Below are 23,227 nucleotides of genomic sequence, written 5' to 3' on the forward strand. Positions count from 1 at the left end.
TTGGGCTTAGCAAAAGAAAGTAACCCGGCCGCGTCAGCGGACGGAAGCTTTGCTCTAGCTCTAGCCCTAACTGTAGCCTTGGCTTCACCGCTCTGCGGTAAGAAGCACCGTAACGACAAGCAACGCGGTCGCGGCTTGCGCCGCTCCTACCCTCGCGAAAGCACGCCAATTCGATTCATAACACCGGCGTTGCTCCCTCTGCGCATCCCGCGGTCGCGGCTTGTGAGCGAAGGAAATCCAGTAGGACGCCGCTCCTACCCTTTGGATTCGTCGCCTACCACTATTCGGCCTGCGCTATACGCCCGCGCCGCGAACGCTCCAACCACCACGCTCCCGCACTCACGAACAACCAAGCCAGAAACCACGGCCAGGACGAACCCCGTTGAGCCTGCGTCGACGAGGCCGCATTCGCCACCGACGAAGCCGCAGCGGTCGGCGATCGCGTCTGCGCCATCAATAGCAAAGTCGCCTCACGCAGCTCGCCAGCACGCAAGCCCGGCGCCTCATCGCGGCCGCGCACCGCGAAGGGCTGCACGCGCTCGCCTTGGCGCAACACATGCCAACCCGCGTGGGTCGACCAGAAGGCGGCGCAGCGTTCGCTACCGCTGGCCGGATCGATCAGCACATCGATGTCATCGCCTTGCGGTGTACGCACCTGCGCCCCATCGCTCAAGCCGCACAGCGAGACCCGCCGGTCCTGACGCGCCTCGCCATCGATCCGCAGCATCGGCTTCGGCTGGGCCCGCGCCAACGCGCCAAAAGCGGCACTCCACCATTGCCCATGCAGATCGTCGCGACCGGCCAGGGTCAGGCGGAAGCTGTCGCTCAGGGTCCACACACCGAGCCGGCCACGGCCGGCGCTGCGCCAACTGGCGAAAGCCTTGCCGTCCGCACCGCGCAACAGACTGTGCGAACCCGCGCCATCGAGTGTGAGCGCACGTCGATTCAGTACCGGCAACTCCCCCACCGCCTCATCGCGGGCACGCGGCGCGTCGGTCGTGCCCGGGCCGATGCGGGCGCGGGTCGCTTCTTCATCCGCGCTCGATGGCGGCAAGCGCACTTCCACCGAGTCTGCGCCGGCCCCGAGTTCGAAGCCCAGCGCCCGCAGCTGCGTACGCATGCGTGGCGACAAAGGGCCGCCGATGCGCAGCAGCACGCCGAGGCCGTCGCGCATGGCGCCGAGCAAGGCGGCACGCTGCGATTCGCCCAGGCCTTCCCAGACGCGTTCGTCCAGCACGACCAGATCGAAACCGGCCAAGGTCGAGGCGTTCAAGTTCAGCGGCGCATCGCCGAGCCGCAGCCCAGCGCCGGCATCGACCTGGGTATGCAGCTTGATCCCCGCGTCCAAGGCCCAGCGTCGCAGGTACTTCAGTTCCGGATTCGGTGCGCCAGCCAGCACCAGCACTCGCGGCGGCGTATCGGCGACCACCGACAAAGGCAGCTCGATCTCTTCGACGACGTTCTGGCGCGCATCGCGCAAACGCAGCCTGAAATTCATCAAGCCCGGAATGCGTGCGATGGCGCCGACGCGGAAGCCGCCATCCGCCGCCAAGGCGGCGCGGTCGACGCGTTGCAGACCCGGGTCTAGTAATTCCACCACCGCACCGGGCATCGCTGCGACACTTCCGGTCACGCTGAACCCGCCGCCGGCCGCGACTTCGCGCGGCGCCCACAGGCCGCTCAGTCCGCGCGGCAACGGCGTCGGCTGCCATTCGATCGTCAGCCCGCGCGCGGCATCGCGATCGCGCAGCTCCAGGCCGGCGCCGAGCAGGCGCAGCCGTTGGGTGCCGGGATGGCGGCGCAACGCCGTGGCGAGGTCGGGTACGCGTTCGCCGTCGGTCGAAGCCGTGGCTTCGGGCAAGGCGATGCGGGTCTCGCCGGCGATCGTGGCGTCGCTCGCGCTCGCACCGGCCGTCGCCACCACCATGCTGCCGGCGTCGCTGTATACGAGCGGCGGGAACAGCGCGAGATACAGCAACGCCGCCATCAGCGGTTGCGCGATCAGCAACAATGCGAGCCGCCAACCACGCGCACGCATCCCGGCCTCGGCGCGGTATTGCCGCAGGATCAGGCTCGCCATCGCCAGCACGACGGCGAGGCCGAGCAACCCGGCGATCGCGGTTTCGAGGCTGCCTTGCAGGCCGCTGTCGAGATCGATGGCGCCGATCATCGCCGGGCCTCCTGTTGCAAGGCTTCGAAGTAACGCCGGTCGACCGCGTCGCCCTGCCCTCGCCGTTGCACGCTCGCCGGCGGCCGCGTCAGCAGCGGCCACAGCAGTCGCCGCAGCTCAGCGCGACAACGCAGGCATTCGGGTTCGTTGCGCAGGGCATCGAAGGCGGCGGCGAAGGCCAAGGGGTCGGCTACTCGCGACTCGTGCTCGCGCAACCAACGCTGCAGACCGGTGTAATCGATCGGGGTCGGCTTGCTCGCGCGCGTGCTTTGCTCCAGCTCGCGCCACAGCGATTCGAGCAAGGGATCGGCTGCCCTCGCCGCGGCCAGCATCTCGCCGCGTCGCGCCAGTCCGGCGCGTTCGCCGCTCAAACGGCGGCTTTCGTCGATCGGCGGCAACTCGGGGCCGACCCGGGCCAGGTAGATGCGCGTGGCCTGCTGCACTTTCTTGATGAAGCCCAACGCCTTGTGCGCATACGGCAGCGCCTGCTGCGGATGGCCCTGGCGCAGATGCAGTTCCGACTGCCACATCTCGTCGAGCGCGGCTTTGAGCAGCTTGCGCGTGTCCGGATCGAGCAAGGTCGCGGCTTCGGCGTGATCGTGGGTATGGCCGAACTGCTCCAGCACCGAGCCTTCCTCGCCGAAGGTAGGCGCCGCCGGCTTCGGCGTATGCGTATGCTCATCGTGTTCGTCCGGCGCGGAGGCATTCGCGCTCTGCCCCTGGCCCTTATCCGCAGCCGTATGCTCGTCGTGCGGTTCGGGTTCGTCGCGGTCGTTGGTCGGCAACTGCGGTGCGCCCTCGGATTCTTCGCCGAGGAACTGGCCGTAGCGCAGGCGCAACAGGCGCTGATCGACGCCGATCGCGTCGGAGCGTTCGATAAACCGCGCTTCGTCGAGTTTGCGCCGCTGCGCGATCAAGGCCTCGGCGTCGATGATGATCTGGCGCTGGCTGCGGAAATACGCCGGCAAGGTGGTCTTGACCATGCCGTCCAGGCCCGTCGCCTCGCTGCCGAGGTCGGCCGGCCAGCGCAGGATCAGGCTCGGGCTCTGCGCCGTCTGCGGCTTCGGCGAGCGATTGTCGTCGACGCTGAGCTGGACGATCAGGTCGTCGCCGCTGGCGAAGCCGAGGCTGGCCAGGTCGAGACGCTGCGCATAACGCTTGGCGGTCGCCGTGCCGGTGCCGCGCAGACTGAGGCGCTGCTCGCGGAAGGTGATGTTCTCGCCACTGCCCTGGGCCAGGGTGATGCGCAACTGTGCATTCGCGGCCAGTCCGTAATCGTCGCTGGCTTCGAACTCCAGCGGCCAGTTGCGCTGCCCCGCGCTCATCAGGCTCAGGCCGCGATCGGGTTCGAGCACGCGCAACTGCGGAACGCGGTCGACGGTGACGTCGAGCCGGTACAGACGGCGCGTCTGCGCATCCGGCGCGCCTGCGGCGACGATGCGATACAAGGCCGGCTTGGCCAGCACGCGCTCGGCGCTCCAGCGCCCGTCGCCCTGGCGTGCGAGCGCCAAGCGCTGGCCGTCGTGGAAGACCAGCTCGGCCGCGCTCGGCTGCGGCTCGAAACGCAGGTTCCAGCGTAAGCGCGCGTTCTCGGGCACGCGCCCTTCGAGGGTGGGTTCGCTGCGCGGCGGCATGTGCGTATACGCCGGTGGATCGATGCGCAGGCCTTGTTCGATCAGCCGTGGCTGTCCGGGCAAGGCGGCGACCTGCGGCGCCGGCGACAAGGCTTCGAGATCGCGCGCGCCGCTCTGCGCACGTGGCCACAGGCCGATCGCGATCAAGCCCAGCAACGCAGCGAGCGCCGACACGAGCAGGCGCCGTGCCGACCACCCCGGGCCCAGCTCGGGACCGTTTGCAGTTTCGATGCGTTCGCGCAGCCGCGCCTGTTGCAAGCGCTGCAAGCCGTTCAAGTCCTCGCCCGATGCGAACAACAGATCGGCGCTGTCGTCCATGTCGCTGCGGGTGGCGTTGAGGCGTCGCGCGAGCCAAGCCTCGTCGAGGCGCCGGGCCTTACTCCAGACGAAAGCGGCGAGCGCCGCGCATAGTACTGCCGCCAGCGACAGTGCAGCCGAAACACCCCACAAGCGCCAGGCCAAGGCCGCGCCGACCACGACCGACGGCAACAGGCACAGGGCCAGATCGAGGGCGCGGCGGGTGCGCGCCGAACGCAGCCGGCCGGCAAGGATCGTCGCCGCGGTCATGGCGTCGCTCCGCGTCGTGCGCGCGTCGCCAGCCAGCGTTCGAGCACGAACACCAATGCGATCAACAGCGCCAACCACAAGCGCAGCTCGCGCGGCGGCAAGGCATAAGACGCGCCTCCAGTCGCCGGTGCATGGTCTTTAGCCGAGACCCAGGAAGGCGCGGGAGCGGTCGGCTCGAACAAGCCGCGCAAGCGTTGCGGGAAACCCGGTTCGAGCAACTCCGGCATGACCTGTGGCGCCAGCGCACGGGTCAAGCGCATCAGCCGGCCGCGACCGAACGCGACGCCCTCGACCAGGACCGCACCGGACGCGTCGCGCCACAACGGCGCAGGCAGCGATGAGGCATCGCGCGGCCATTCGCTGGCCGCATCGAGCAGCACGCGCCCGCCGTTGCGGGCGAACTCGCGCACCTGCGCCGGCACAGCGCCGGGCGCCAACCAGATCAACTCGCGGCTGTCGGCCGGCCAAGCCTCGGTGCTGGGCGCGACCGATTCGGTCGAGCGATCGTCCGCTGTCGGATCGCGCCAGGCGGCGATCGCCGCGCGCAGATACGGCAGCGCCGCTGCGCGATCGGCGGCATAGCGGATCGCCGGCGACGGCGCGGCCATCGCGCTGGCCGGGGTCGCAGCCGGCGTCGTGCCGGGCACGACCCGCCATTCGACCGGCCGCGACAACTGCGGCCGTTGCCCGTCGGTGCCGCCCATGTGCTCGGGCACGAACACGGTCAGCGCCGCAGCCGCCGGCAGGCTGGCATCGAGCTCGCGCAACACACTGGACAGAGGCACCGGCGTAGCGGGTGCGGCAGCATCGAGACGCGGAAAACCCGGCGCGAGCCAGTGCAGGCGCGCATCGGATGCGGCAGCCTGGGCGCGTGCGGCCTGTGCGTCGACGCCGGGTGCGACCACGATCCACGGCCGCGCGCTCTCGGCGCCGAACAACACCGGCCGCGCCAGCCACATTGCGAGCAAGGCCAGCAGCAACAGGCGCAGCAGCAACAGCGGCCATTCGTCGAAGCGGATGCGGTGACGCGGCTTCGGCCGCTGCCGCAACCAGCGCAAGGCGGCGAAATCGGTCGGGCGCTGTTCGCTGCGCCGCGCGAGATGGATCAACAGCGGCAGTAGCAAAGCCGCCAGCGCGGCCAGCGCGGCGGGCAGCAGCAGGCTCAGGTTCACGCCTGCTCCGCCATGTCGCGGGCACCGAACAAGCGTCGCAGCGGCAGATCGAGCGCCTCGTCGAGCACGTACTCGGTGTGGCGGATGCCGCTTGCGGCCAGGCGCGCATCGAGCGCCTTGCGCGCGGCGGCGAATCGCACAAGGAACTCGTCGCGCAAGGCCGCGCCGTCGCCGAGCAACTCTTCGCCGGTTTCCGGGTCGCGGAAGCGGTAACCGCCGCGGAACGGGAAGTCGCGTTCTTCCGCGGTCAGGATGCGAATGCTCAGCACTTCGCGTCGCGCCGACGCGAGCCGTTCGGCGATCGCGACGGCGCCTTCATCGCTGCCGTCGTCGAAACCGTCGCCGATCATCAGCACCAGGTCGCCGGCGGCGATGCGTTCCCACAGCGGCCGCAGCCGTTGCGCGGCCGGCCAGGCGCCCTGCGCCGACAAAGCATGCAGTTCCAGCCACAAGCGGTCGCGTTGGCGCGCACCGGTCGCAGGCGCGACCAGGCGCACACCGTCCTCGCGCAGCGCGATCAAACCGAAGCGGTCGCCCTGACGCAGTGCCAGTTCCGCGACGCAGGCGGCCAGGGCTTTAGCGGCGTCGAGCCTCGACCAATCCGGGCGCGCCGCATCGCACTGGTTCATCGACGCGGTGGCGTCGACCAGCAGCCAGACCGCGAGCGGACTTTCGCGCTCGGCTTCGCGCACGAAGAACCGGTCCGAGCGCGCATACAATTTCCAATCGACTTGGCGCAATTCGTCGCCGGGCTCGTAGGCGCGGTACTGGGCGAATTCGAGCCCCGCGCCGCGGCTGCGGCTGTTGTGCAGGCCGATGCCATGGGTGCCGACTGCGCGCCGCGACAGCAGGCGCAAGCTGCGCAGGCGCGCCCGCACCGACGGTGGAATGAAATCCTTCACGAGGCTCCGGCGCCTGTGCTCAAGCGCTCGGGAACGGTACGCCGCGCAGCAGCGCGGCGATGACGTCGTCGGCGCTCTTGAGCTCGGCCTCGGCGGCGAACGACAGCAGCAGGCGGTGACGCATCACCGGCGCGGCCAGGGCGAGGATGTCCTCGCGGGTCGCCGCATAACGCCCATGCAGCAGCGCCCTCGCCTTCGCCGCCAACACCAGCGACTGGCCCGCACGCGGGCCGGCGCCCCACTTCACCCATTGCCGCACTTCCGGCAAGGCGCTCTCGTCGGGACGGCTGGCGCGCACCAGTCGCGTGATCCAGACCAGCAGGTCGTCGCCCAGATGCACCTCGCGTACCCGCGCTTGCAAAGCGATCATCTCTTCGCCGCCCATCACCCGCGGCACCTCGGCGCTGCGCGTGCCGGTGGTCTGCAACAGAATGTCGTGCTCTTCGCGCTCGCTCGGATAGCCGACGCGGATATGCAGCAGGAAGCGGTCGAGCTGCGCTTCCGGCAAGGGATAAGTGCCTGCCTGTTCGAGCGGGTTCTGGGTCGCCAGGACGAAGAACGGCGCCGGCAGGGCGTGGGTCACGCCGGCATAGCTGACCGTGCGCTCCTGCATCGCTTCGAGCAGCGCGGCCTGGGTCTTCGGCGGCGTGCGGTTGAGTTCGTCGGCCAGCAGCAGATTCGTGAAGATCGGCCCGGGCTGGAAGCGGAAATGGCGATGGCCGGTGCCGTGGTCTTCTTCGAGCAGCTCGGTGCCTAGGATATCGCTGGGCATCAGGTCGGGGGTGAACTGCACGCGCCGGAACTGCAGCTCCAGCGCCTGTCCCAGCGAGCGCACCAGCAGGGTCTTGCCGAGGCCCGGCACGCCTTCGAGCAGGCAGTGGCCGCCGGCCAGCAGGCCGATCAGCAATTGCTCGACCACCTCGTGCTGGCCGACGATCGCCTGGGCGATCGCTTCGCGCAGGGCGCCCAAGCGATCGAGCTGTATTTTCAGTTCGGCTTCGTTGCCGCCGGTTGCGATGTTGGTGTTCATTTCTTCATCCCGAAAGCCAGTGCAGATTCGCTCCGCGTTTTTCAAGCAACAACAGCAACAGCAAATCCCCCGCGTCCGCTGCGCGGTCGCCGCCCCCTTTGTCAAAGGGGGCAACAGCGAGCACGCGCTTCATCGTGTTCGCTTCGCTACTGCCTGCCCTCGATTCCCGATTCCCGATTTCCAAATCCCGAATCTCAAGCCCCCAACGCATACATGACGATATTGACCGCGAACTTGGTGTTGTCCTCGGCCAGGAAGCGTTTGTTGCGCCAGTCGTAGTCCCATTCGCAGCCGTAATCTTTGTTGCTGTACAGCACGCCCAGGCGACCGTCGATCTCGATGCCTTGCAGGTAGTCGTGGACCAGGTCGTCGCCCCAGCCGTTGAGTTCGAAGCCGGTCGCCGGCGGGCCGTCGAAAACGAAGAAGCTGCGGTAGATGGGGTGGTTCTTCGGCAACCGGCGCAAGGCCTTGGCACCGAAAATCTTCGCCATCTGCTCTTCGAAGGACTTCGCGAACAGGCCGTCGATGTCGTGGTTGCAGTCGTCGACGAAGACGAAGCCGCCGTTGCGCACGTAGCGCTCGAAGTTACGGCGCTCGTCGGTGTTGAACTCGACCAGCTTGTGCCCGGCCAGGTAACAGAACGGCGCGCCGAGCATCTTCGGGTCGGCCAAGGCGAGCACGTGCTCTTTCGGGTCGACCCTCAGGTTGGTGTAGTCGATCAAGGAGGTGATCAGGTTGGCCGGCATGCGCTGGTCGACGTCCCAGTCGCCGGAGTCGTACTTGAGCCGGGTGAACCAGAAGTCGTAGTCGGCGCGGGCAGCCCGCGCCAACGGCGAGTGCGCCAACCAGGCGCCGGCAGCGCTGCCGAGCATCAACCGCAGGAACTGCGCCCGGTTCACCGGGCCCTGCCTGCGTCGGTCTGGGTTGCCGCGATGCGGCCTGGAACGACCATGCCCTGCCTCAACCCCATCGGCTACAGCGCACGCGCGGTGTTGATGATGTTGACGCCGTTGAAGCGCGTCGTGCTCGACCCGTGCGAGACCGCCGAGACCTGGCTCGGCTGGCCCTTGCCGTCGAAGAACGAGCCGCCGAGGCGGAAATCGCGCTCGTCGCAGACCGCCACACAGGCGTTCCAGAACTCAGGGGTGCGGATCTGGTAGGCGGCATCCTCGACCATGCCGGTGACCTGGCCGTTCTTGATCTCGTAGAACAACTGACCGCCGAACTGGGCGTTGTAGCGTTGCTGGTCGATCGAATACGAACCGCGGCCGTGCACGTACAGGCCGCGCTCGACGCCCTTGATCATCTCGGCCACGCTCAATGGCTGCTTGCCCGGCTTCAGCGAGACGTTGGCCATGCGCTGGAACTGCACGCTCGACCAGGAATCGGCATAGCTGCAACCGTGCGACTGTTTATGGCCGAGCAGATGCGCCTCGTCGCGGGTGGCCTGGTAGTCGACCAGGATGCCGTCGCGGATCAGGTCCCACTCGCGGGTCTTGACGCCTTCGTCGTCGTAGCCGACCGCGCCGAGGCTGCCGGGACGGGTTTTATCGGCGACGAAGTTGACCCGTTCGCTGCCGTAACGATAGCCCTGTTCGCGCTTGTCGAGGGTGGCGAAACTGGTGCCGGCGTAATTGGCCTCGTAGCCGAGCACACGGTCGAGTTCGAGCGGGTGGCCGACGTTCTCGTGGATGGTCAGGAACAGGTTCGACGGGTCCAGCACCAGGTCGTACTTGCCTGGCTTCACCGACGGCGCCTTGAGCTTGGCGCGGGCGTGCTTGGCGGCGGCGACCGCGTCTTCCATCACGTCGTAGGAGCGGCCGTAGCCGGTCAGGCCGCCAGGCAACGCGACCTTGCCGGCCGGATCGGCGTCGAGGTATTCGTAGCCCATGCCCATCGGCGCCGACAGGCCGTCGCGGGTGCGGAACTTGCCGCTGGCCTTGTCGACCGCGGTCGCGGTCAGCGGCAGCCAGATGCGGTGGATGTCCTGGTCGATGTAGCTGCCGTCGCTGGACGCGAAATACTTCTGTTCGTTGATCACGAACAAGGTCGAGTTGACGTAGTCGGCGCCGGCCTTGAGCGCGGCGGCGTTGACGCCGAGCAACAGCTCGACTTTTTCCTTGATCGGCACCGCCATCGCGTTCTTGCGCAGCGGCGTGGCCCAGCGCGTTTCGCCGACGCCGGCGACCGGCGCCAGCTCGACCTTGCGCGTCTGTATGCGCGCATTGGCGCGAGCGATCGCCAGCGCCTGGCGCGTGGCGGCAGCGACCGCGTCCGGGGTCGAGGCGTCGGTGGCGGCGAAGCCCCACGCGCCCTGGCTCAGTACGCGGATGCCGACACCGGCGGATTCGCCGTTGACGATGTTGCGGACCTGCGCTTCGCGGGTCACCACCGATTGGCGCAGGTAGCGGCCGATGCGCACGTCGCAATAATCCGCTCCGCCTTCGCGCGCGGCGTTCAAGGCGGTGTCGGCCAGGCGTCGCCGGCGCGCGAGGTCGGCCGGCTCCAGCAAGGCCTCGGCAGCGATAACGCGGCCGTAGGGAAGCGCGAGGCCGGCCAGGCCGAGGCCGGTGAAACTGAGGAAATCGCGTCGTTGCATCGGGCGGCTCGGGTTCGGCTGGCTCGGCGGCACGCTGTCGCAGCGAACCAGGGCAGGCGGCGCGCCGGATCGCCGGCCGCGCCGCCGTTCAAAGGTGAATCAGACCGCGTCCGACAACGAGGTGAAGGTGAAATCGCGCAGCTTCATCGGCGGGATCATCATCACGAACGAAGACTCATCGCCGGCCACCCGCACCGGCCGCCCGAGTTCCTCGATGTTGTTGAGCATGATCACCGGCGATTCGTTGAAGCGGAAATTCTTCACCGGGTGCTTGATCACGCCGTTCTCGATGTAGAAGGTGCCGTCGCGGGTCAGGCCGGTCAGCAGCACGGTCTGCGGGTCGACCATGCGGATGTACCAGGTGCGGGTGACCAGGATGCCCTTCTGGGTGCCCTTGATCAGCTCGGCGGTGGACTTGTCGCCGCCTGCCATGAGCAGGTTGCCGGGCGTGCCGACCGCGCGCTTGCCCTGTTTCTTGGCCCAGAAGCGCGAGTAATCCAGGGCGGCGACCTTGCCGTTCTCGACCACCGACATCTTCTCGCGAGCCAGACCCTGTGCGTCCCACGGCAGCACCGGAGCCCGCGGGTCCCAGGGATCGGCGCTGATGTTGACGCGCGGGTCGTAGACCTGCTCGCCGAGCTTGTTGCCGCCGCCCTTCTTCGACAGGAAGCTGCGGCCCTCGTCGGCCTGGCGCGCATCGAAGAAATTCATCATGAACGAGATCAGCCCGGCGGCCGCGGCCGGCTCCAGGATCACCGTGTACTTGCCCGGCTCCAGCGCCTTGGCCTCGGCCGACTCGGTGGCCTTGCGCATGGCGATGCGCACTTCGTTGTCGGCCTTGAACTCGCTGGCGTCCTTGAGGTTGCGCCCGACCCAGCCGGAACCGCGGCCATCGTCGGTGCGCACGGTGCAGGTGTAGTCGAAATTGGTGGCCTGCTGGTAGCCGAAGTTGCCCTTGCTGTTGGCCACCGCGACGAAGCTCTGGCCGTCTTCGAGGAAGCCGGCGGCGGTGAGCTTGCCTTCGCGGCAGGGCGCGATCGAGTCGGCCGCGACCTGGGCGCGGAACTCGGGCGTGATCGCCGCGGTCGAAGCGCTGAAGGTCGGGCTCGGCTTATAGCTCTGCTTGTCGATCGCCGGCATGAACTCCGGGTTTTCCGGCGCCAGCCTGGCCAGGTCTTCGGCGCGGCGGACCACGCGTTCCAGCGCGGCATCGTCGAACTCGTTGATGCTGGCGGTGCCGACGCGGTTGCCGAAGGCCGACTGCACGGCCAGGTTGCTGTTGCTGACGATGCCGCTGGTCGACACGTTGTTGAGAGCGAAACGGATGTTGCCGGCGATCGAACCGGTCAGGGTCGCGGTGCACTCGTCGGCCTTGGACAGCGCCAGGACCTTGTCGAGGATGGCCTTGGCTTCGGCTTCGGTGAAGATGCTCATGGGTGGATTCTCCTGCGCCGGTCAGCCGAGCTTGCGGGCGGTGTTGATGACGTTGACGCCGTTGAAGCGCGCCGTGCTGGAACCGTGCGAGACCGCCGAGACCTGGCCCGGCTGGCCCTTGCCGTCGAAGAACGAGCCGCCGAGGCGGTAGTCGCTTTCGTCGCAGACCGCGACGCAGGAGTTCCAGAATTCCGGGGTGCGGATCTGGTAGGCCACGTCTTCCAGCATGCCGGTGATCTTGCCGTTCTTGATCTCGTAGAACAGCTGGCCGCCGAACTGGGCGTTGTAGCGCTGCTGGTCGATCGAGAAGGAGCCGTCGCCGACGATGTAGATGCCGTTCTCGACGTCCTTGATCATGTCGGTGACGCTGAGCTTGTTCTTGCCCGGCGCCAGCGACACGTTGGCCATGCGCTGGAACTGCACGCTCGACCAGGAGTCGGCGTAGCAGCAGCCGTCGGATTCGCTCTTGCCGAGGATGTGGGCCTGGTCGCGGATGGTCTGGTAGTCGACCAGGATGCCGTCCTTGATCAGGTTCCAGCGCTTGGTCTTGACGCCCTCGTCGTCGAAGCCGACCGCGCCGAGGCTGCCTTGCTGAGTCTTGTCGGCGAACACCGTGACCTGGTCGCTGCCGTACTTGAAGCCGCTCTTGACCTTGTCGACGGTGGCGAAACTGGTGCCGGCGAAGTTGGCCTCGTAACCGAGCACCCGGTCGAGCTCGAGCGGATGGCCGATCGATTCGTGGATGGTCAGCCAGGTGTGCGAGGGATCCAGCACCAGGTCGTACTTGCCCGGCTTGACCGAGGGCGCGGTGAGCTTCTGCCGCGCCTGCTTGGCGGCCGCGACCGCGTCTTCGAGCATGTCGTAGGAGTTACTGTAGTTGACCACGCCGTTCGGCGAGACGGTCTTGCCCGAGGCGGCGCCGTCGAGGTATTCGAAGCCCATGCCCATCGGCGAGGACAGGCCTTCGCGGGTGCGGAACTTGCCGCTGGCCTTGTCGATCGCGGTGATCGTCATCGGCGCCCAGATGCGGTGCACGTCCTGGTCGATGTAGGAGCCGTCGGTCGAAGCGAAGTATTTCTGTTCGTTGACCAGGAACAGCATCGAGTTGACGAAGTCGGCGCCGGCCTTGACCGCGGCGGCGTTGACCCCGAGCAACAGGTCGACCTTGTCCTTGATCGGCACTTCCATGGCGTTCTTGCGGATCGGCGTCTTCCACGCCACCTCGCCGACGCCCGGGGTCTTGGCCAACACCACCGGCTGGGTCTGGGTCTTGGAGTTCGCACGCGCGATCGCGGCAGCCTGCTGCGCCGCCTCGGCCACGCTCTTGGCGTTCAACTGATTGGTCGCGGCGAAGCCCCAGGCGCCGTTGACCAGCACGCGGATGCCGATGCCGGTCGACTCGGTGTTGACCACGTTCTGGACCTTGTCCTCGCGGGTGATGACGAACTGGCGCAGATAACGGCCGATGCGTACATCGCAGTAAGTTGCGCCGGCGCCTTTCGCCGCGGTCAGCGCGGTGTCGGCAAGCACTTTTTTCTTGGCCACATCCAGCGGCGTCAACAGGGCTTCGGCAGCGATCGCGCTGCCGTAGGGAATCATCAGCCCGGCAATGCCGAGCCCCGACATGGTCAGGAAGTTGCGTCTATCCACGAGATTGTTCCGCCGTTGTGGGCCCGATCGGCAGTGCTGGTTGCCGCCGCAAGGCATGGATGAAAGTCACCTCTCGGAATGTGCGCAGTGCTTGCGCGGGCAGTCAAGTGCCGGGAGACAGTGACTCGCGATGCCGCCGTTGCGCCGATCGGGGTTGCCGATACGAGACGCCAGGCGCAGCGATTCATCTTATTTCGCGGTATTTCGCCTCCCTTGCCGCCCGCCACCTGGGTGTTCTCGCGACTGCGCGAGGCGACTTTGCTGCGGCGCACCTGGGCCAACAGTCATGCATGACTTTGGTCATGCCCGCGCGCCATGGACCGGTTCGGCAAAGTCGGAGGCCGCGTCATTCGTTCGCGAAGGCCCCAAAGCGCACGCCATCCGGCCCCGCCGTCACGGAACCGCGACCGCCCCGCCGCCCCGCGCTATGGGCGCTGCCGCGCCCACGCGTTAAGCTTGGCGCATGCACAGATTCCGGCACTGGATCGACGGCCAGGCGCGCGATGCGGCCGGCGGTCGTTGGCTCGATGTCCACGACCCCGCCAATGCGCAAGCGTATGCGCAGGTCGCGGCCGGCGACGCCGCCGATGTCGAGCTCGCGGTCGCCGCGGCGCAGGCCGCGTTCCCGGCCTGGTCGGCCCTGCCCCACAGCGAACGTGCGCGCTGGCTCGAAGCCCTCGCCAGCGCGTTGGAAACGCGCCTGGAGGACTTCGCCCAAGCCGAGTCGCGCGACGCCGGCAAGCCGATCCGGCTCGCCCGCGAAGCCGAGATCCCGCGTGCAGTCTCCAACCTGCGCTTCTTCGCTCACGCCGCGACCCAGTTCGCCAGCGAATCCCACCACGGCCAGGCCGGGCTCAACTACACCTTGCGCGCGCCGCTCGGCGTGGTCGCGACGATCTCGCCGTGGAACCTGCCGCTGTACCTGTTCACCTGGAAGATCGCCCCGGCGCTCGCGGCCGGCAACACCGTGGTCGCCAAGCCTTCCGAAGTGACCCCGGCCACGGCCAGCATGCTCGGCGAGCTGGCCGCCGAAATCGGCTTCCCGCACGGCGTGCTCAACATCGTCCATGGCCTCGGCCCCGAGGTCGGCGAAAGCCTGGTCCGGCACCCGGCGGTGCGCGCGATCTCGTTCACCGGCAGCACCGCGGTCGGCCAGCGCATCGCCGGCATCGCCGCGCCGCTGTTGCGCAAAGTCTCGCTGGAGCTAGGCGGCAAGAACCCGACCCTGGTGTTCGCCGACAGCGACTGGCGCGCGCACCTCGACACCCTGGTGCGTTCGGCGTTCCAGAATTCGGGGCAGATCTGCCTGTGCGGCTCGCGTGTGCTGATCGAGCGCTCGATCTACGACGAAGTCCGCGACGCCCTGGTCGAACGCGCCCAGGCGCTGAAGATCGGCGAACCCGCCGACGAAAGCACCGCGCTCGGCCCGCTGGTGTCGCAGGCGCATTACGACAAAGTCCTGGCCGCGCTCAAACGCGCGCGCGGCGAAGGCGGCCGCGTGCTGTGCGGCGGCCATGCCCTGGACCGGCCCGGCTGGTACGTGGCGCCGACCGTGATCGAAGGCCTCGGCCCGGACTGCGCCAGCAACCGCGAAGAGATCTTCGGCCCGGTCGTGACGCTTCAAGCTTTCGACGACGACGCGCAAGCGCTGGCGCTGGCCAATGCCGGCGACTACGGCCTGTCGGCGTCGGTCTGGACCCGCGACCTCGCCCGCGCCCACCGCCTCGCCGCGCAATTGCGCGTCGGCATGGTCTGGGTCAACACCTGGCTGCAACGCGACCTGCGCACGCCGTTCGGCGGCGTCGGCGCGTCCGGCCTCGGCCGCGAAGGCGGCGCCGAGGCCATGCGTTTCTTCACCGACGCCAAGAACGTCGGCCTTCACCTGGGATGACCGTTGTATGACCCCGTTGCACGACCTGCTTGAACGAAACCGCGAATGGTCCGAGCGCATCAGCGCCGAGGACCCGGAGTTCTTCGCCCGCCTCTCGCGCCAACAGGCGCCCGAATACCTCTGGATCGGCTGCTCGGATTCGCGCGTGCCGGCCAACCAGATCATCGACATGGCCCCGGGCGAGGTCTTCGTCCATCGCAACATCGCCAACGTCGTGGTCCATACCGACCTCAACTGCCTGTCGGTGATCCAGTTCGCGGTCGACGTGCTCAAGGTCAAGCACATCCTCGTGGTCGGCCATTACGGCTGCGGCGGCGTGCATGCGGCCCTGCACGGCCACCGCCTGGGCCTGGCCGACAACTGGATCCGCCATGTCGGCGACGTCGCCGACAAGCACGTGGCCTGCATATCGCATGCCCATGCCGACGAGCGTCACGACCGTCTGTGCGAGCTCAACGTGATCGAACAGGTGCAGAACGTCAGCCTGACCACCATCGTCCGCGACGCCTGGGCGCGCCAGCAGCCGCTCGCCGTACACGGTTGGGTCTACAGCCTGCGCAACGGCCGCGTCCACGACACCGGCATGAACATCGACAGCTTCGAAGCCTTGCAGGACACCTACGAACGCGCCGTCGCCACGGTGCACTCCACCCACGGCGGTTCGCCGCGATGAGCGGCGGCGGCATCAGCGCCGCCAAGGCGCCGCGGCCGGTCGGCCTGTACCCGCATGCGCGCCGGGTCGGCGACCTGCTGTTCCTGTCCGGGATCGGCCCGCGCGACGCTGCCAGCAACGCCATCCCCGGCAACGTCCACGACGCCGAAGGCCGCCTGATCGCTTACGACATCGAGCTGCAGTGCCGCTCGGTGTTCGCCAACGTCCGCGCCGTGCTCGAAGCCAGCGGCGCCGGCTGGGACGACCTGGTCGACGTGACCGTGTACCTGACCGACATGGCCCGCGATTTCACCGCCTATAACGCGGTCTGGGCCGAGTATTTCCCCGATGCCGAACGCGCGCCGTGCCGGACCACGCTCGGCATCACCGCGCTGCCGACGCCGATCGCGATCGAACTCAAATGCACCGCCGCCTTCGCCCCGCAGCGAAACGGCGCACCGCCCGAGGGCAAGTGAATGCTTCCTGGACCGATCAACCTCAGCCAATGGATCGACGAACACCGGCACCTGCTGAAGCCGCCGGTCGGCAACAAGGTGATCCACCTCGGCGACTTCATCGTCATGGTGGTCGGCGGCCCTAACCAGCGCACCGACTATCACTGGGACGAAGGCCCCGAGTGGTTTTATCAGCTCGAAGGCGAGATGGTCCTGCGCATCCAGGAGGATGGGGCCGTGCGCGACATCCCGATCCGCGCCGGCGAGACCTTCCTGCTGCCGCCGCGCGTGCCGCATTCGCCGCAGCGCATGCCCGATTCGGTCGGCCTGGTCATCGAACGCAAGCGCCTGGCCCACGAAGACGACGGCCTGATGTGGTACTGCGAGCGCTGCAACCACAAGCTCTACGAAGAATTCTTCCACCTGCACGACATCGAGGCCGACTTTCCGCCGGTGTTCGAGCGTTTCTATTCCTCGCGCGAACATCGGACCTGCATGGACTGCGGCCATCTGAACCCGGCGCCGGGCCGCTACGTGATGCCCGACACCTGAGGCGACGATGCTAAAGATCGACACCCACGCTCATTATCTGCCGCGCGACTGGCCCGACCTGGCGCGCAAGTACGGCGACGAGCGCTTTCCGGTGATCCACCACACCGACGACGGCCGCCATCGCATCTACAAGGACGGCAAGTTCTTCCGCGAGATCTGGTCGAAGACCTGGGACCCGCAGGAGCGCATCGACGACTACGCGCGCTTCGGCGTGCAGGTGCAGGTCATCAGCACCGTGCCGGTGATGTTCAGCTACTGGGCCAAGGCCAACCAGGCCCTCGACCTGCACCAGGCGCTCAACGATCATATGGCGCAGGCTTGCCGCGACTACCCGCGCCACTACGCCGGCATCGGCACGGTGCCGCTGCAGTCGCCGCGCCTGGCGGTGCAGGAACTCGAACGCTGCATGGACCAGCTCGGCCTGCAGGGCTGCCAGATCGGCAGCCACGTCAACGACTGGAACCTCGACGCACCGGAGTTGTTCGAGTTCTTCGAGGCCGCCAGCGACCTCGGCGCGGCGATCCTGGTGCACCCCTGGGACATGATGGGCACGCCGAGCATGCCGAAATACTGGCTGCCGTGGCTGGTCGGCATGCCGGCTGAGCAATCGCGCGCAGCCTGCTGCCTGGTGTTCGGCGGCGTGCTCGAACGCCTGCCGAAGTTGAAGATCTGTCTGGCCCATGGCGGCGGCAGTTTCCCCTACACCATCGGCCGCATCGAACACGGCTTCAACATGCGCCCCGACCTGGTCGCGACCGACAATCCGCGCAACCCCCGCGATTACCTCAACCAGTTTTACTTCGACTCCTGGGTCGCCGACCCGCGCGCGCTCGAATACTTGCTCGACACCTGCGGCGTGTCGCGGGTGATGCTCGGCACCGACTACCCGTTCCCGCTTGGCGAACAGACGCCCGGTGCCGGCATCGCCTCGCTCGACCTGCCGCCGGCCGACCAGGCGCGGCTGTATCACGGCACCGCGCTGGAATGGCTGGGGCTGTCGAAATCGCGCTTCGAGTGAGTGCCGGGCGAATCCTGCCCTTGCCCCCTCGTCACTCATCTCTCATCACCGCTCCACGTTGCCAGGCCTTTCCCGTGACCGATCTGTCGTCCCCCGCCCATGCCGCCGCGCTCGACGCCGCCGACCCGCTGCCGACCCTGCGCGGCGAATTCCTGATTCCCCGCCACGGCGACGAGGAGCAGGCCTATTTCGTCGGCAATTCGCTCGGCCTGCAGCCACGCGGCGCACGCGCGCACGTCGTGGAGGTGCTGGACAAGTGGGCGATGGAAGCGGTCGAAGGCCACTTCACCGGTCAGGCGCAGTGGATGCCGTATCACGAACTGGTGCGAGACCCGCTCGCGCGCCTGGTCGGCGCCCACCCGGGCGAAGTGATCGCGATGAATTCGCTGACCGCCAACCTGCACCTGATGATGGTCAGCTTCTACCGGCCGACCCGCGAGCGCCCGGCGATCCTGATCGAAGCCGGTTCGTTTCCGTCCGACCGCTATGCCGTGGCTTCGCAGATCGCCTTCCACGGTTTCGACCCGGCCACCGACCTCATCGAGGTCGAGCCCGACGAACCCGGCGGGCTGATCTCGATGGCGACGATCGAACGCGCCATCGCCGAGCACGGCCCGCGCCTGGCCCTGGTGCTGTGGCCCGGCGTGCAATACCGCAGCGGCCAGGCCTTCGACCTGCCGGCGATCGTGCGCCTGGCGCATGCGCAGGGCGCGCTGTGCGGCTTCGACCTCGCCCACGGCGTCGGCAACCTCGAACTGCAGTTGCACGACAGCGGCGTGGATTTCGCGGTGTGGTGCCACTACAAGTACCTGAACTCCGGCCCCGGTGCGGTCGCCGGCTGTTTCGTCCACGCACACCACGCCCGCACCGACCGACCGCGCTTCGCCGGCTGGTGGGGCCACGAAACCTCGACCCGTTTCCGCATGGGGCCGGATTTCGTCCCGACCGCGGGCGCCGAGGGATGGCAACTGAGCAACCCGCCGATACTGGGCCTCGCTCCGTTGCGCGCATCGTTGGACCTGTTCGACCGGGTCGGCATGCCCGCTCTGCGCGATAAGTCGCAGCGCCTGACCGGCTATCTGGAAGCGCTGATCCGCGAACGCCTCGCCGATACGCTCGATATCGTCACGCCCGCCGACCCGGCGCAACGCGGTTGTCAGCTGTCGTTGCGAGTGATCGGCGGCCGCGGCCTCAGCGGCCGCGCCGCCGGCCGCGACCTGTTCGACTATCTCGCCGCCAACGGCGTGCTCGGCGATTGGCGCGAGCCCGACGTGATCCGGATCTCGCCGGCGCCCTTGTACAACACTCACGCCGACGTGCTGCGCTTCGCGCAGGCGGTGGAAGCCTGGAGGGGCGCTTGATTCTGGCTTCGTCCCACCTGGATCCGCTCAGGTCCGGCGAACCCTCCTACCGTCATTCCCGCGAAGGCGGGCTCTGCTTTTCTTCGGCGCTAGCCGAATATCCAAAGTGAGGTTGAAGTGTCCAGGTCGCCCGCCGTGTACCTCCTTGCAAGCGCGAAACGCGGCACCTTGTATACCGGCGTTACGAGCGACCTGATCCAACGCGTATGGCAACATCGCGAGCACCTGGCGCAAGGCTTCACCGAACGCTATGGCGTCGATCGACTGGTTTGGTACGAACAGCACGAGACCATGGAAAGCGCCATTCAACGCGAGAAGAAAATAAAGAAATGGAACCGCGAATGGAAGATCCGACTGATCGAAGAGAACAATCCGGAATGGCGCGACTTATGGCAGGACATCGCGAGTACCGGCTGAAGCCTCTGGATTCCCGCCTTCGCGGGAATGACGGTATGGAGATCCACGGCTCCCTGCCCCTCCTCGCGCGACTCGCCATAGGACTCGCCGCTTGAACGCAACCATATACCCCAAGCACATCACCATCATCGGCGCCGGCCTCGCCGGCGCGCTGCTCGCCACCTTGCTGGCGCGGCGCGGCTGGGAGGTCGATGTCTACGAGAAGCGCGGCGATCCGCGCCTCAAGGGCTATCAGGGCGGGCGCTCGATCAATCTCGCCCTGGCCGAACGCGGCCGCCATGCGCTGCGCCTGGCCGGGGCCGACGATGCGGTCATGGCGCAGGCGGTGATGATGCGCGGGCGCATGGTGCATTTCCTCGACGGCCGCACCGACCTGCAGCGCTACGGGCGCGACGACAGCGAAGTGATCTGGTCGGTGCACCGCGGCGAGTTGAATCTGATCCTGCTGCAGATCGCCGAGGACGCCGGCGCCCAGTTGCACTTCCATCGCGGCCTGCAATCGGTCGATTTCGAGCGCCGCCTGGCGGTGTTCCATGACGACCGCGACGACAGCGCACACGAGATCGTGTTCGACAGCCTGGTCGGCGCCGACGGCGCCGGCTCGGCCCTGCGCGGCGCGATGAAGGACGCGGTCGAATTGGGCGAACGCACCGAGTTCCTCGGCCATTCCTACAAGGAGCTGGAGATCCCGCCCTCGCCCGACGGCGGTTTCAGCATCGAGCCGAACGCCCTGCACATCTGGCCGCGCGGCCGCTACATGTGCATCGCCCTGCCGAACGACGAACGCACCTTCACCGTCACCCTGTTCCTGCCCAACGAAGGCGACCCGAGCTTCGAGACCGTGCGCAACGGCGCCGATGCGCGCGCCTTGTTCGAGCGCGACTTCGCCGACGCGGTGCCCTTGATCCCGCAACTCGAACAAGACTTCGAGCGCAACCCGGCCGGCCTGCTCGCCACCTTGTACCTGGACCGCTGGCACCTGGACGACCGCGCCGTGTTGCTCGGCGACGCCGCCCACGCGATGGTGCCCTTCCACGGCCAGGGGATGAACTGCGCCTTCGAGGACTGTGTCGCCCTGGCCGAGCGCCTGCTCGCCGACGACGACCGCGCCGCCGCCTTCGCCGCGTTCCAGGCCGAGCGCCTGCCGAGCGCGCGCGCGATCCAGGCCATGGCGCTGGAAAACTATCTGGAAATGCGCGACCGCGTCGACAACGACGACTACCTACTGCAACGTGCTCTCGAACACGAACTCGCCGAACGCCATCCCGAGCGCTTCATGCCGCGCTATGCGATGGTGACCTTCCACCGCATGCCCTACGAAGTGGCCTATGCCCGCGGCCTGCAGCAACGCGAACTGTTGGTCGAACTGACCCGCGGCCACGACAGCCTGGCCAGCCTCGATTGGCCGGCGGTCGACGCGCTGGTGCGCGAGCGCTTGTCGCCCCTGCCCGCGGACGAGTGATCCCATGCCCGCCAGTTTTCTGTTCTACGACCTCGAAACCTTCGGCGCCGACCCGCGCACGACCCGCATCGCGCAGTTCGCGGCGATCCGCACCGACGCCGACCTGAACCCGGTCGAAGAGCCGATCAGCGTCTTCGTCAAACCCGCCGACGACTTGTTGCCTTCGCCGGTCGCGACCCTGATCACCGGGATCGCGCCGCAAGATGCCCTGCGCGACGGCGTCAGCGAGGCCGAGATCTTCGCCCTGATCTCCGACGAAATGTCGCGACCGGAGACCTGCAGCGCCGGCTACAACTCGCTGCGCTTCGACGACGAATTCGTACGCTACGGCCTGTTCCGCAATTTCTACGACCCTTACGAACGCGAATGGCGCGGCGGCAACACGCGCTGGGACCTGCTCGACGTGATGCGCCTCGCCCACGCGCTGCGCCCCGACGGCGTGGTCTGGCCGCAGCGCGAAGACGGCACCACCTCGTTCAAGCTCGAACACCTGGCCGAAGCCAATGGCGTGCGCGAGGGCGATGCTCACGAAGCGCTGTCGGACGTACGCGCCCTGATCGGCATCGCGCGCAAGTTCAAGACCGCGCAGCCGAAACTGTGGGAATACGCCCTGCGCCTGCGCGACAAGCGCTTCGCCGCGACCTTGCTCGACACCATCGCGATGACCCCGGCCCTGCACGTCTCGCAGCGCTATCCGGCCAGTCGCCTGTGCGCGGCGCCGGTGATCCCGCTGGCGCGGCATCCGCGCATCGACAACCGCGTGCTGGTGTTCGACCTGATACAGGACCCGGCGGCGCTGTTGCGGCTGGCACCGGACGAGATCGCCGACCGCCTGTACACGCCGACCGCCGACCTGCCCGAGGGCGAGGAACGCGTCGCGCTCAAGGAAGTGCATCTGAACCGCTGCCCGGCGCTGATCGCCTGGAACCATCTGCGCCCGGCCGATTTCGAGCGTTTGTCGATCGATCCCGCCCAGGTCGAGTACCGCGCCGCGCAGATCCGCGAAGCCGGTCCGGAACTGGTCGAGAAAGTCCGCCGTGTCTACGCCAACGACCGTGCCCGCGAACCCTCCGACGTCGACGCCTCGCTTTACGACGCCTTCATCGGCGACGGCGACAAGCGCCTGTTCCGCCAGGTCCGCACCACCCCGCCGCCGGCGCTGGCCCAGGCGGCTTTCGATTTCCGCGACGCGCGCCTGCCCGAGCTGCTGTTCCGTTATCGCGCCCGCAACTGGCCGCAGACCCTGGACGCGCAAGAGCGCGAACGCTGGGACGAATATCGCCGCCATCGTTTGTACGACGAGGCCGGCCTGTCCGAGTACAGCTTCGAGCGTTTCCACGCCGAACTCGCCCAGACCCGCGCACTGGCCGGTGCCGACGGCGGCAAACAGGCCTTGCTCGATCGCCTCGAAGCCTGGGCCCGCGACATCGACGCCGGCCTCAAGCCGGCCCTGTGATACTGACCGTCCCCCGCTACGAGCAAGCCCGAGAGCCCGCCGCATGAGCCGCTATTTTTCCGAAGCCAGCTTCAAGTTCCTGCGTTCGCTGGCGCGTCACAACAACCGCGAATGGTTCCATGCCCACAAGCCCGATTTCGAGAGCCATGTGCGCGAACCCTTCCTGCGCCTGCTGACCGACCTGCAGCCGGTCCTGGCCGAAGTCAGCCCGCATTACCGCTCCGAGCCCAAGAACGTCGGCGGCTCCTTGTTCCGCATCCAGCGCGACACCCGTTTCGCCAACGACAAGGCGCCGTACAAGACCCACCAGGGCGCGCGCCTGTTCCACGAGCGCGGCCGCCAGATCGAAGCGCCGTCGTTCTACATCCACCTGGAAGGCGGCAACTGCTTCATCGCCTCCGGCGTATGGCACCCGCAGCCCGACTCGCTGCGCAAGATCCGTCACTTCGTGCTCGACAACCCGGGCAGTTGGAAGGCCGCTGCGCACGACGCGAAGTTCCGCAAGCGCTACGACCTCGACGACAGCGAAATGCTGACCCGCGCCCCGCGCGGTTTTCCCGCCGACTTCGAATTCGCCGACGACCTGAGGCGCAAAAATTTCGTCGCCCTGCGGGCCATCGACGACGAGACCATGACCGGGCCGCGGTTGTTGAAGACCTTGGAGAAGGATCTGGCCGGGTTGGCGCCATTCACCGATTACCTGTGCGCGGCGTTGGATCTGGAGTTCTGAGCCTCAAATCCGATCGTCAGTTGCCGTTGCCGTTGCCGTTGCCGTTGCCGTGATTTTGATCTGCTTTGCCGCTTT

General features: G+C 67.6%; 20 protein-coding genes. 10 read left to right on the forward strand and 10 right to left on the reverse strand.

Going from position 1 to position 23,227, the window contains the following annotated elements; translation table 11 throughout:
* Positions 1 to 280: 280 nt before the first annotated feature.
* The 10 genes from EX88_RS0118005 to EX88_RS0118050 all read right to left on the reverse strand — a co-directional run bounded on the left by EX88_RS0118005 (position 281) and on the right by EX88_RS0118050 (position 13,158).
* Complete coding sequence (locus EX88_RS0118005; protein ID WP_051885270.1) at positions 281 to 2,170, reverse strand: hypothetical protein; 1,890 nt, start codon at positions 2,168 to 2,170, stop codon at positions 281 to 283.
* Entirely contained in the window at positions 2,167 to 4,371 is a 2,205-nt protein-coding gene (locus tag EX88_RS0118010) for a hypothetical protein (protein WP_031373385.1), read from the reverse strand. Before EX88_RS0118010 ends, EX88_RS0118005 begins: the two co-directional genes overlap by 4 nt.
* On the reverse strand, positions 4,368 to 5,543 hold the full coding sequence (locus EX88_RS0118015) for a BatA domain-containing protein (RefSeq protein WP_031373386.1): 1,176 nt from the start codon (positions 5,541 to 5,543) through the stop codon (positions 4,368 to 4,370). The genes EX88_RS0118010 and EX88_RS0118015 overlap by 4 nt, the downstream gene beginning before the upstream one ends.
* Positions 5,540 to 6,445 carry a DUF58 domain-containing protein gene (locus EX88_RS0118020; protein WP_031373387.1) on the reverse strand — a complete coding sequence of 302 codons (906 nt, stop codon included), beginning with the start codon at positions 6,443 to 6,445 and terminating at the stop codon, positions 5,540 to 5,542. The genes EX88_RS0118015 and EX88_RS0118020 overlap by 4 nt, the downstream gene beginning before the upstream one ends.
* A 19-nt stretch (positions 6,446 to 6,464) precedes the next feature.
* Positions 6,465 to 7,475 carry an AAA family ATPase gene (locus tag EX88_RS0118025; protein WP_051885271.1) on the reverse strand — a complete coding sequence of 337 codons (1,011 nt, stop codon included), beginning with the start codon at positions 7,473 to 7,475 and terminating at the stop codon, positions 6,465 to 6,467.
* Positions 7,476 to 7,479: 4 nt separating this feature from the next.
* On the reverse strand, positions 7,480 to 7,608 hold the full coding sequence (locus tag EX88_RS27345) for a hypothetical protein (protein ID WP_255610992.1): 129 nt from the start codon (positions 7,606 to 7,608) through the stop codon (positions 7,480 to 7,482).
* 61 nt (positions 7,609 to 7,669) lie between these two features.
* Positions 7,670 to 8,347 (reverse strand): DUF4159 domain-containing protein, encoded by a 678-nt coding sequence (locus EX88_RS0118035; protein WP_152566348.1) that lies wholly within the window; start codon positions 8,345 to 8,347, stop codon positions 7,670 to 7,672.
* 101 nt (positions 8,348 to 8,448) lie between these two features.
* Positions 8,449 to 10,074 carry a TldD/PmbA family protein gene (locus EX88_RS0118040; RefSeq protein ID WP_031373390.1) on the reverse strand — a complete coding sequence of 542 codons (1,626 nt, stop codon included), beginning with the start codon at positions 10,072 to 10,074 and terminating at the stop codon, positions 8,449 to 8,451.
* Positions 10,075 to 10,173: 99 nt separating this feature from the next.
* Positions 10,174 to 11,508, reverse strand: a complete 1,335-nt coding sequence (locus tag EX88_RS0118045; protein ID WP_031373391.1) for a TldD/PmbA family protein — start codon at positions 11,506 to 11,508, stop codon at positions 10,174 to 10,176.
* Between the two features lie 21 nt (positions 11,509 to 11,529).
* Positions 11,530 to 13,158 (reverse strand): TldD/PmbA family protein, encoded by a 1,629-nt coding sequence (locus EX88_RS0118050; RefSeq protein ID WP_031373392.1) that lies wholly within the window; start codon positions 13,156 to 13,158, stop codon positions 11,530 to 11,532.
* A gap of 463 nt (positions 13,159 to 13,621) precedes the next feature.
* Here EX88_RS0118050 and EX88_RS0118055 point away from each other — a divergent pair, with 463 nt between their 5' ends.
* From EX88_RS0118055 to EX88_RS0118100, 10 genes are all read left to right on the forward strand, one after another.
* Positions 13,622 to 15,049 (forward strand): aldehyde dehydrogenase, encoded by a 1,428-nt coding sequence (locus EX88_RS0118055; protein WP_031373393.1) that lies wholly within the window; start codon positions 13,622 to 13,624, stop codon positions 15,047 to 15,049.
* A gap of 7 nt (positions 15,050 to 15,056) precedes the next feature.
* A complete protein-coding gene (gene can / locus EX88_RS0118060; protein ID WP_031373394.1) occupies positions 15,057 to 15,722 on the forward strand; it encodes a carbonate dehydratase in 666 nt (221 codons plus the stop codon).
* Positions 15,719 to 16,177, forward strand: coding sequence for a RidA family protein (locus EX88_RS0118065; protein WP_036149367.1), 459 nt, complete (start codon positions 15,719 to 15,721; stop codon positions 16,175 to 16,177). The genes can and EX88_RS0118065 overlap by 4 nt, the downstream gene beginning before the upstream one ends.
* Positions 16,178 to 16,708 (forward strand): 3-hydroxyanthranilate 3,4-dioxygenase, encoded by a 531-nt coding sequence (locus EX88_RS0118070; RefSeq protein WP_031373396.1) that lies wholly within the window; start codon positions 16,178 to 16,180, stop codon positions 16,706 to 16,708. It begins immediately after the preceding gene.
* A gap of 7 nt (positions 16,709 to 16,715) precedes the next feature.
* Positions 16,716 to 17,726, forward strand: a complete 1,011-nt coding sequence (locus EX88_RS0118075; RefSeq protein ID WP_031373397.1) for an amidohydrolase family protein — start codon at positions 16,716 to 16,718, stop codon at positions 17,724 to 17,726.
* Between the two features lie 74 nt (positions 17,727 to 17,800).
* Positions 17,801 to 19,087 (forward strand): kynureninase, encoded by a 1,287-nt coding sequence (gene kynU, locus EX88_RS0118080; RefSeq protein WP_031373398.1) that lies wholly within the window; start codon positions 17,801 to 17,803, stop codon positions 19,085 to 19,087.
* Between the two features lie 135 nt (positions 19,088 to 19,222).
* The gene (locus tag EX88_RS0118085; RefSeq protein ID WP_235186335.1) at positions 19,223 to 19,504 is read left to right on the forward strand and encodes a GIY-YIG nuclease family protein; all 282 of its coding nucleotides are present in this window, start codon (positions 19,223 to 19,225) and stop codon (positions 19,502 to 19,504) included.
* 91 nt (positions 19,505 to 19,595) lie between these two features.
* Positions 19,596 to 20,966, forward strand: a complete 1,371-nt coding sequence (locus tag EX88_RS0118090) for an FAD-dependent oxidoreductase (protein ID WP_031373400.1) — start codon at positions 19,596 to 19,598, stop codon at positions 20,964 to 20,966.
* 4 nt (positions 20,967 to 20,970) lie between these two features.
* Positions 20,971 to 22,422, forward strand: a complete 1,452-nt coding sequence (sbcB, locus tag EX88_RS0118095) for an exodeoxyribonuclease I (RefSeq protein WP_031373401.1) — start codon at positions 20,971 to 20,973, stop codon at positions 22,420 to 22,422.
* A 43-nt stretch (positions 22,423 to 22,465) separates the two neighbouring features.
* A complete protein-coding gene (locus EX88_RS0118100; RefSeq protein ID WP_031373402.1) occupies positions 22,466 to 23,152 on the forward strand; it encodes a DUF2461 domain-containing protein in 687 nt (228 codons plus the stop codon).
* Positions 23,153 to 23,227: the final 75 nt, after the last annotated feature.

Origin of the sequence: Lysobacter antibioticus (assembly GCF_000731095.1) — a bacterium.
Taxonomy (GTDB): domain Bacteria; phylum Pseudomonadota; class Gammaproteobacteria; order Xanthomonadales; family Xanthomonadaceae; genus Lysobacter; species Lysobacter antibioticus_B.

Bases quoted from the DNA above. Each gene is read 5' to 3' on its own strand.
- EX88_RS0118005 (WP_051885270.1), bottom strand. From the start codon at position 2,170: ATGATCGGCGCCATCGATCTCGACAGCGGCCTGCAAGGCAGCCTCGAA.
- EX88_RS0118010 (WP_031373385.1), bottom strand. From the start codon at position 4,371: ATGACCGCGGCGACGATCCTTGCCGGCCGGCTGCGTTCGGCGCGCACC.
- EX88_RS0118025 (WP_051885271.1), bottom strand. From the start codon at position 7,475: ATGAACACCAACATCGCAACCGGCGGCAACGAAGCCGAACTGAAAATA.
- EX88_RS27345 (WP_255610992.1), bottom strand. From the start codon at position 7,608: ATGAAGCGCGTGCTCGCTGTTGCCCCCTTTGACAAAGGGGGCGGCGAC.
- EX88_RS0118035 (WP_152566348.1), bottom strand. From the start codon at position 8,347: ATGCTCGGCAGCGCTGCCGGCGCCTGGTTGGCGCACTCGCCGTTGGCG.
- EX88_RS0118040 (WP_031373390.1), bottom strand. From the start codon at position 10,074: ATGCAACGACGCGATTTCCTCAGTTTCACCGGCCTCGGCCTGGCCGGC.
- EX88_RS0118045 (WP_031373391.1), bottom strand. From the start codon at position 11,508: ATGAGCATCTTCACCGAAGCCGAAGCCAAGGCCATCCTCGACAAGGTC.
- EX88_RS0118055 (WP_031373393.1), top strand. From the start codon at position 13,622: ATGCACAGATTCCGGCACTGGATCGACGGCCAGGCGCGCGATGCGGCC.
- can (WP_031373394.1), top strand. From the start codon at position 15,057: ATGACCCCGTTGCACGACCTGCTTGAACGAAACCGCGAATGGTCCGAG.
- EX88_RS0118065 (WP_036149367.1), top strand. From the start codon at position 15,719: ATGAGCGGCGGCGGCATCAGCGCCGCCAAGGCGCCGCGGCCGGTCGGC.
- EX88_RS0118070 (WP_031373396.1), top strand. From the start codon at position 16,178: ATGCTTCCTGGACCGATCAACCTCAGCCAATGGATCGACGAACACCGG.
- EX88_RS0118075 (WP_031373397.1), top strand. From the start codon at position 16,716: ATGCTAAAGATCGACACCCACGCTCATTATCTGCCGCGCGACTGGCCC.
- sbcB (WP_031373401.1), top strand. From the start codon at position 20,971: ATGCCCGCCAGTTTTCTGTTCTACGACCTCGAAACCTTCGGCGCCGAC.
- EX88_RS0118100 (WP_031373402.1), top strand. From the start codon at position 22,466: ATGAGCCGCTATTTTTCCGAAGCCAGCTTCAAGTTCCTGCGTTCGCTG.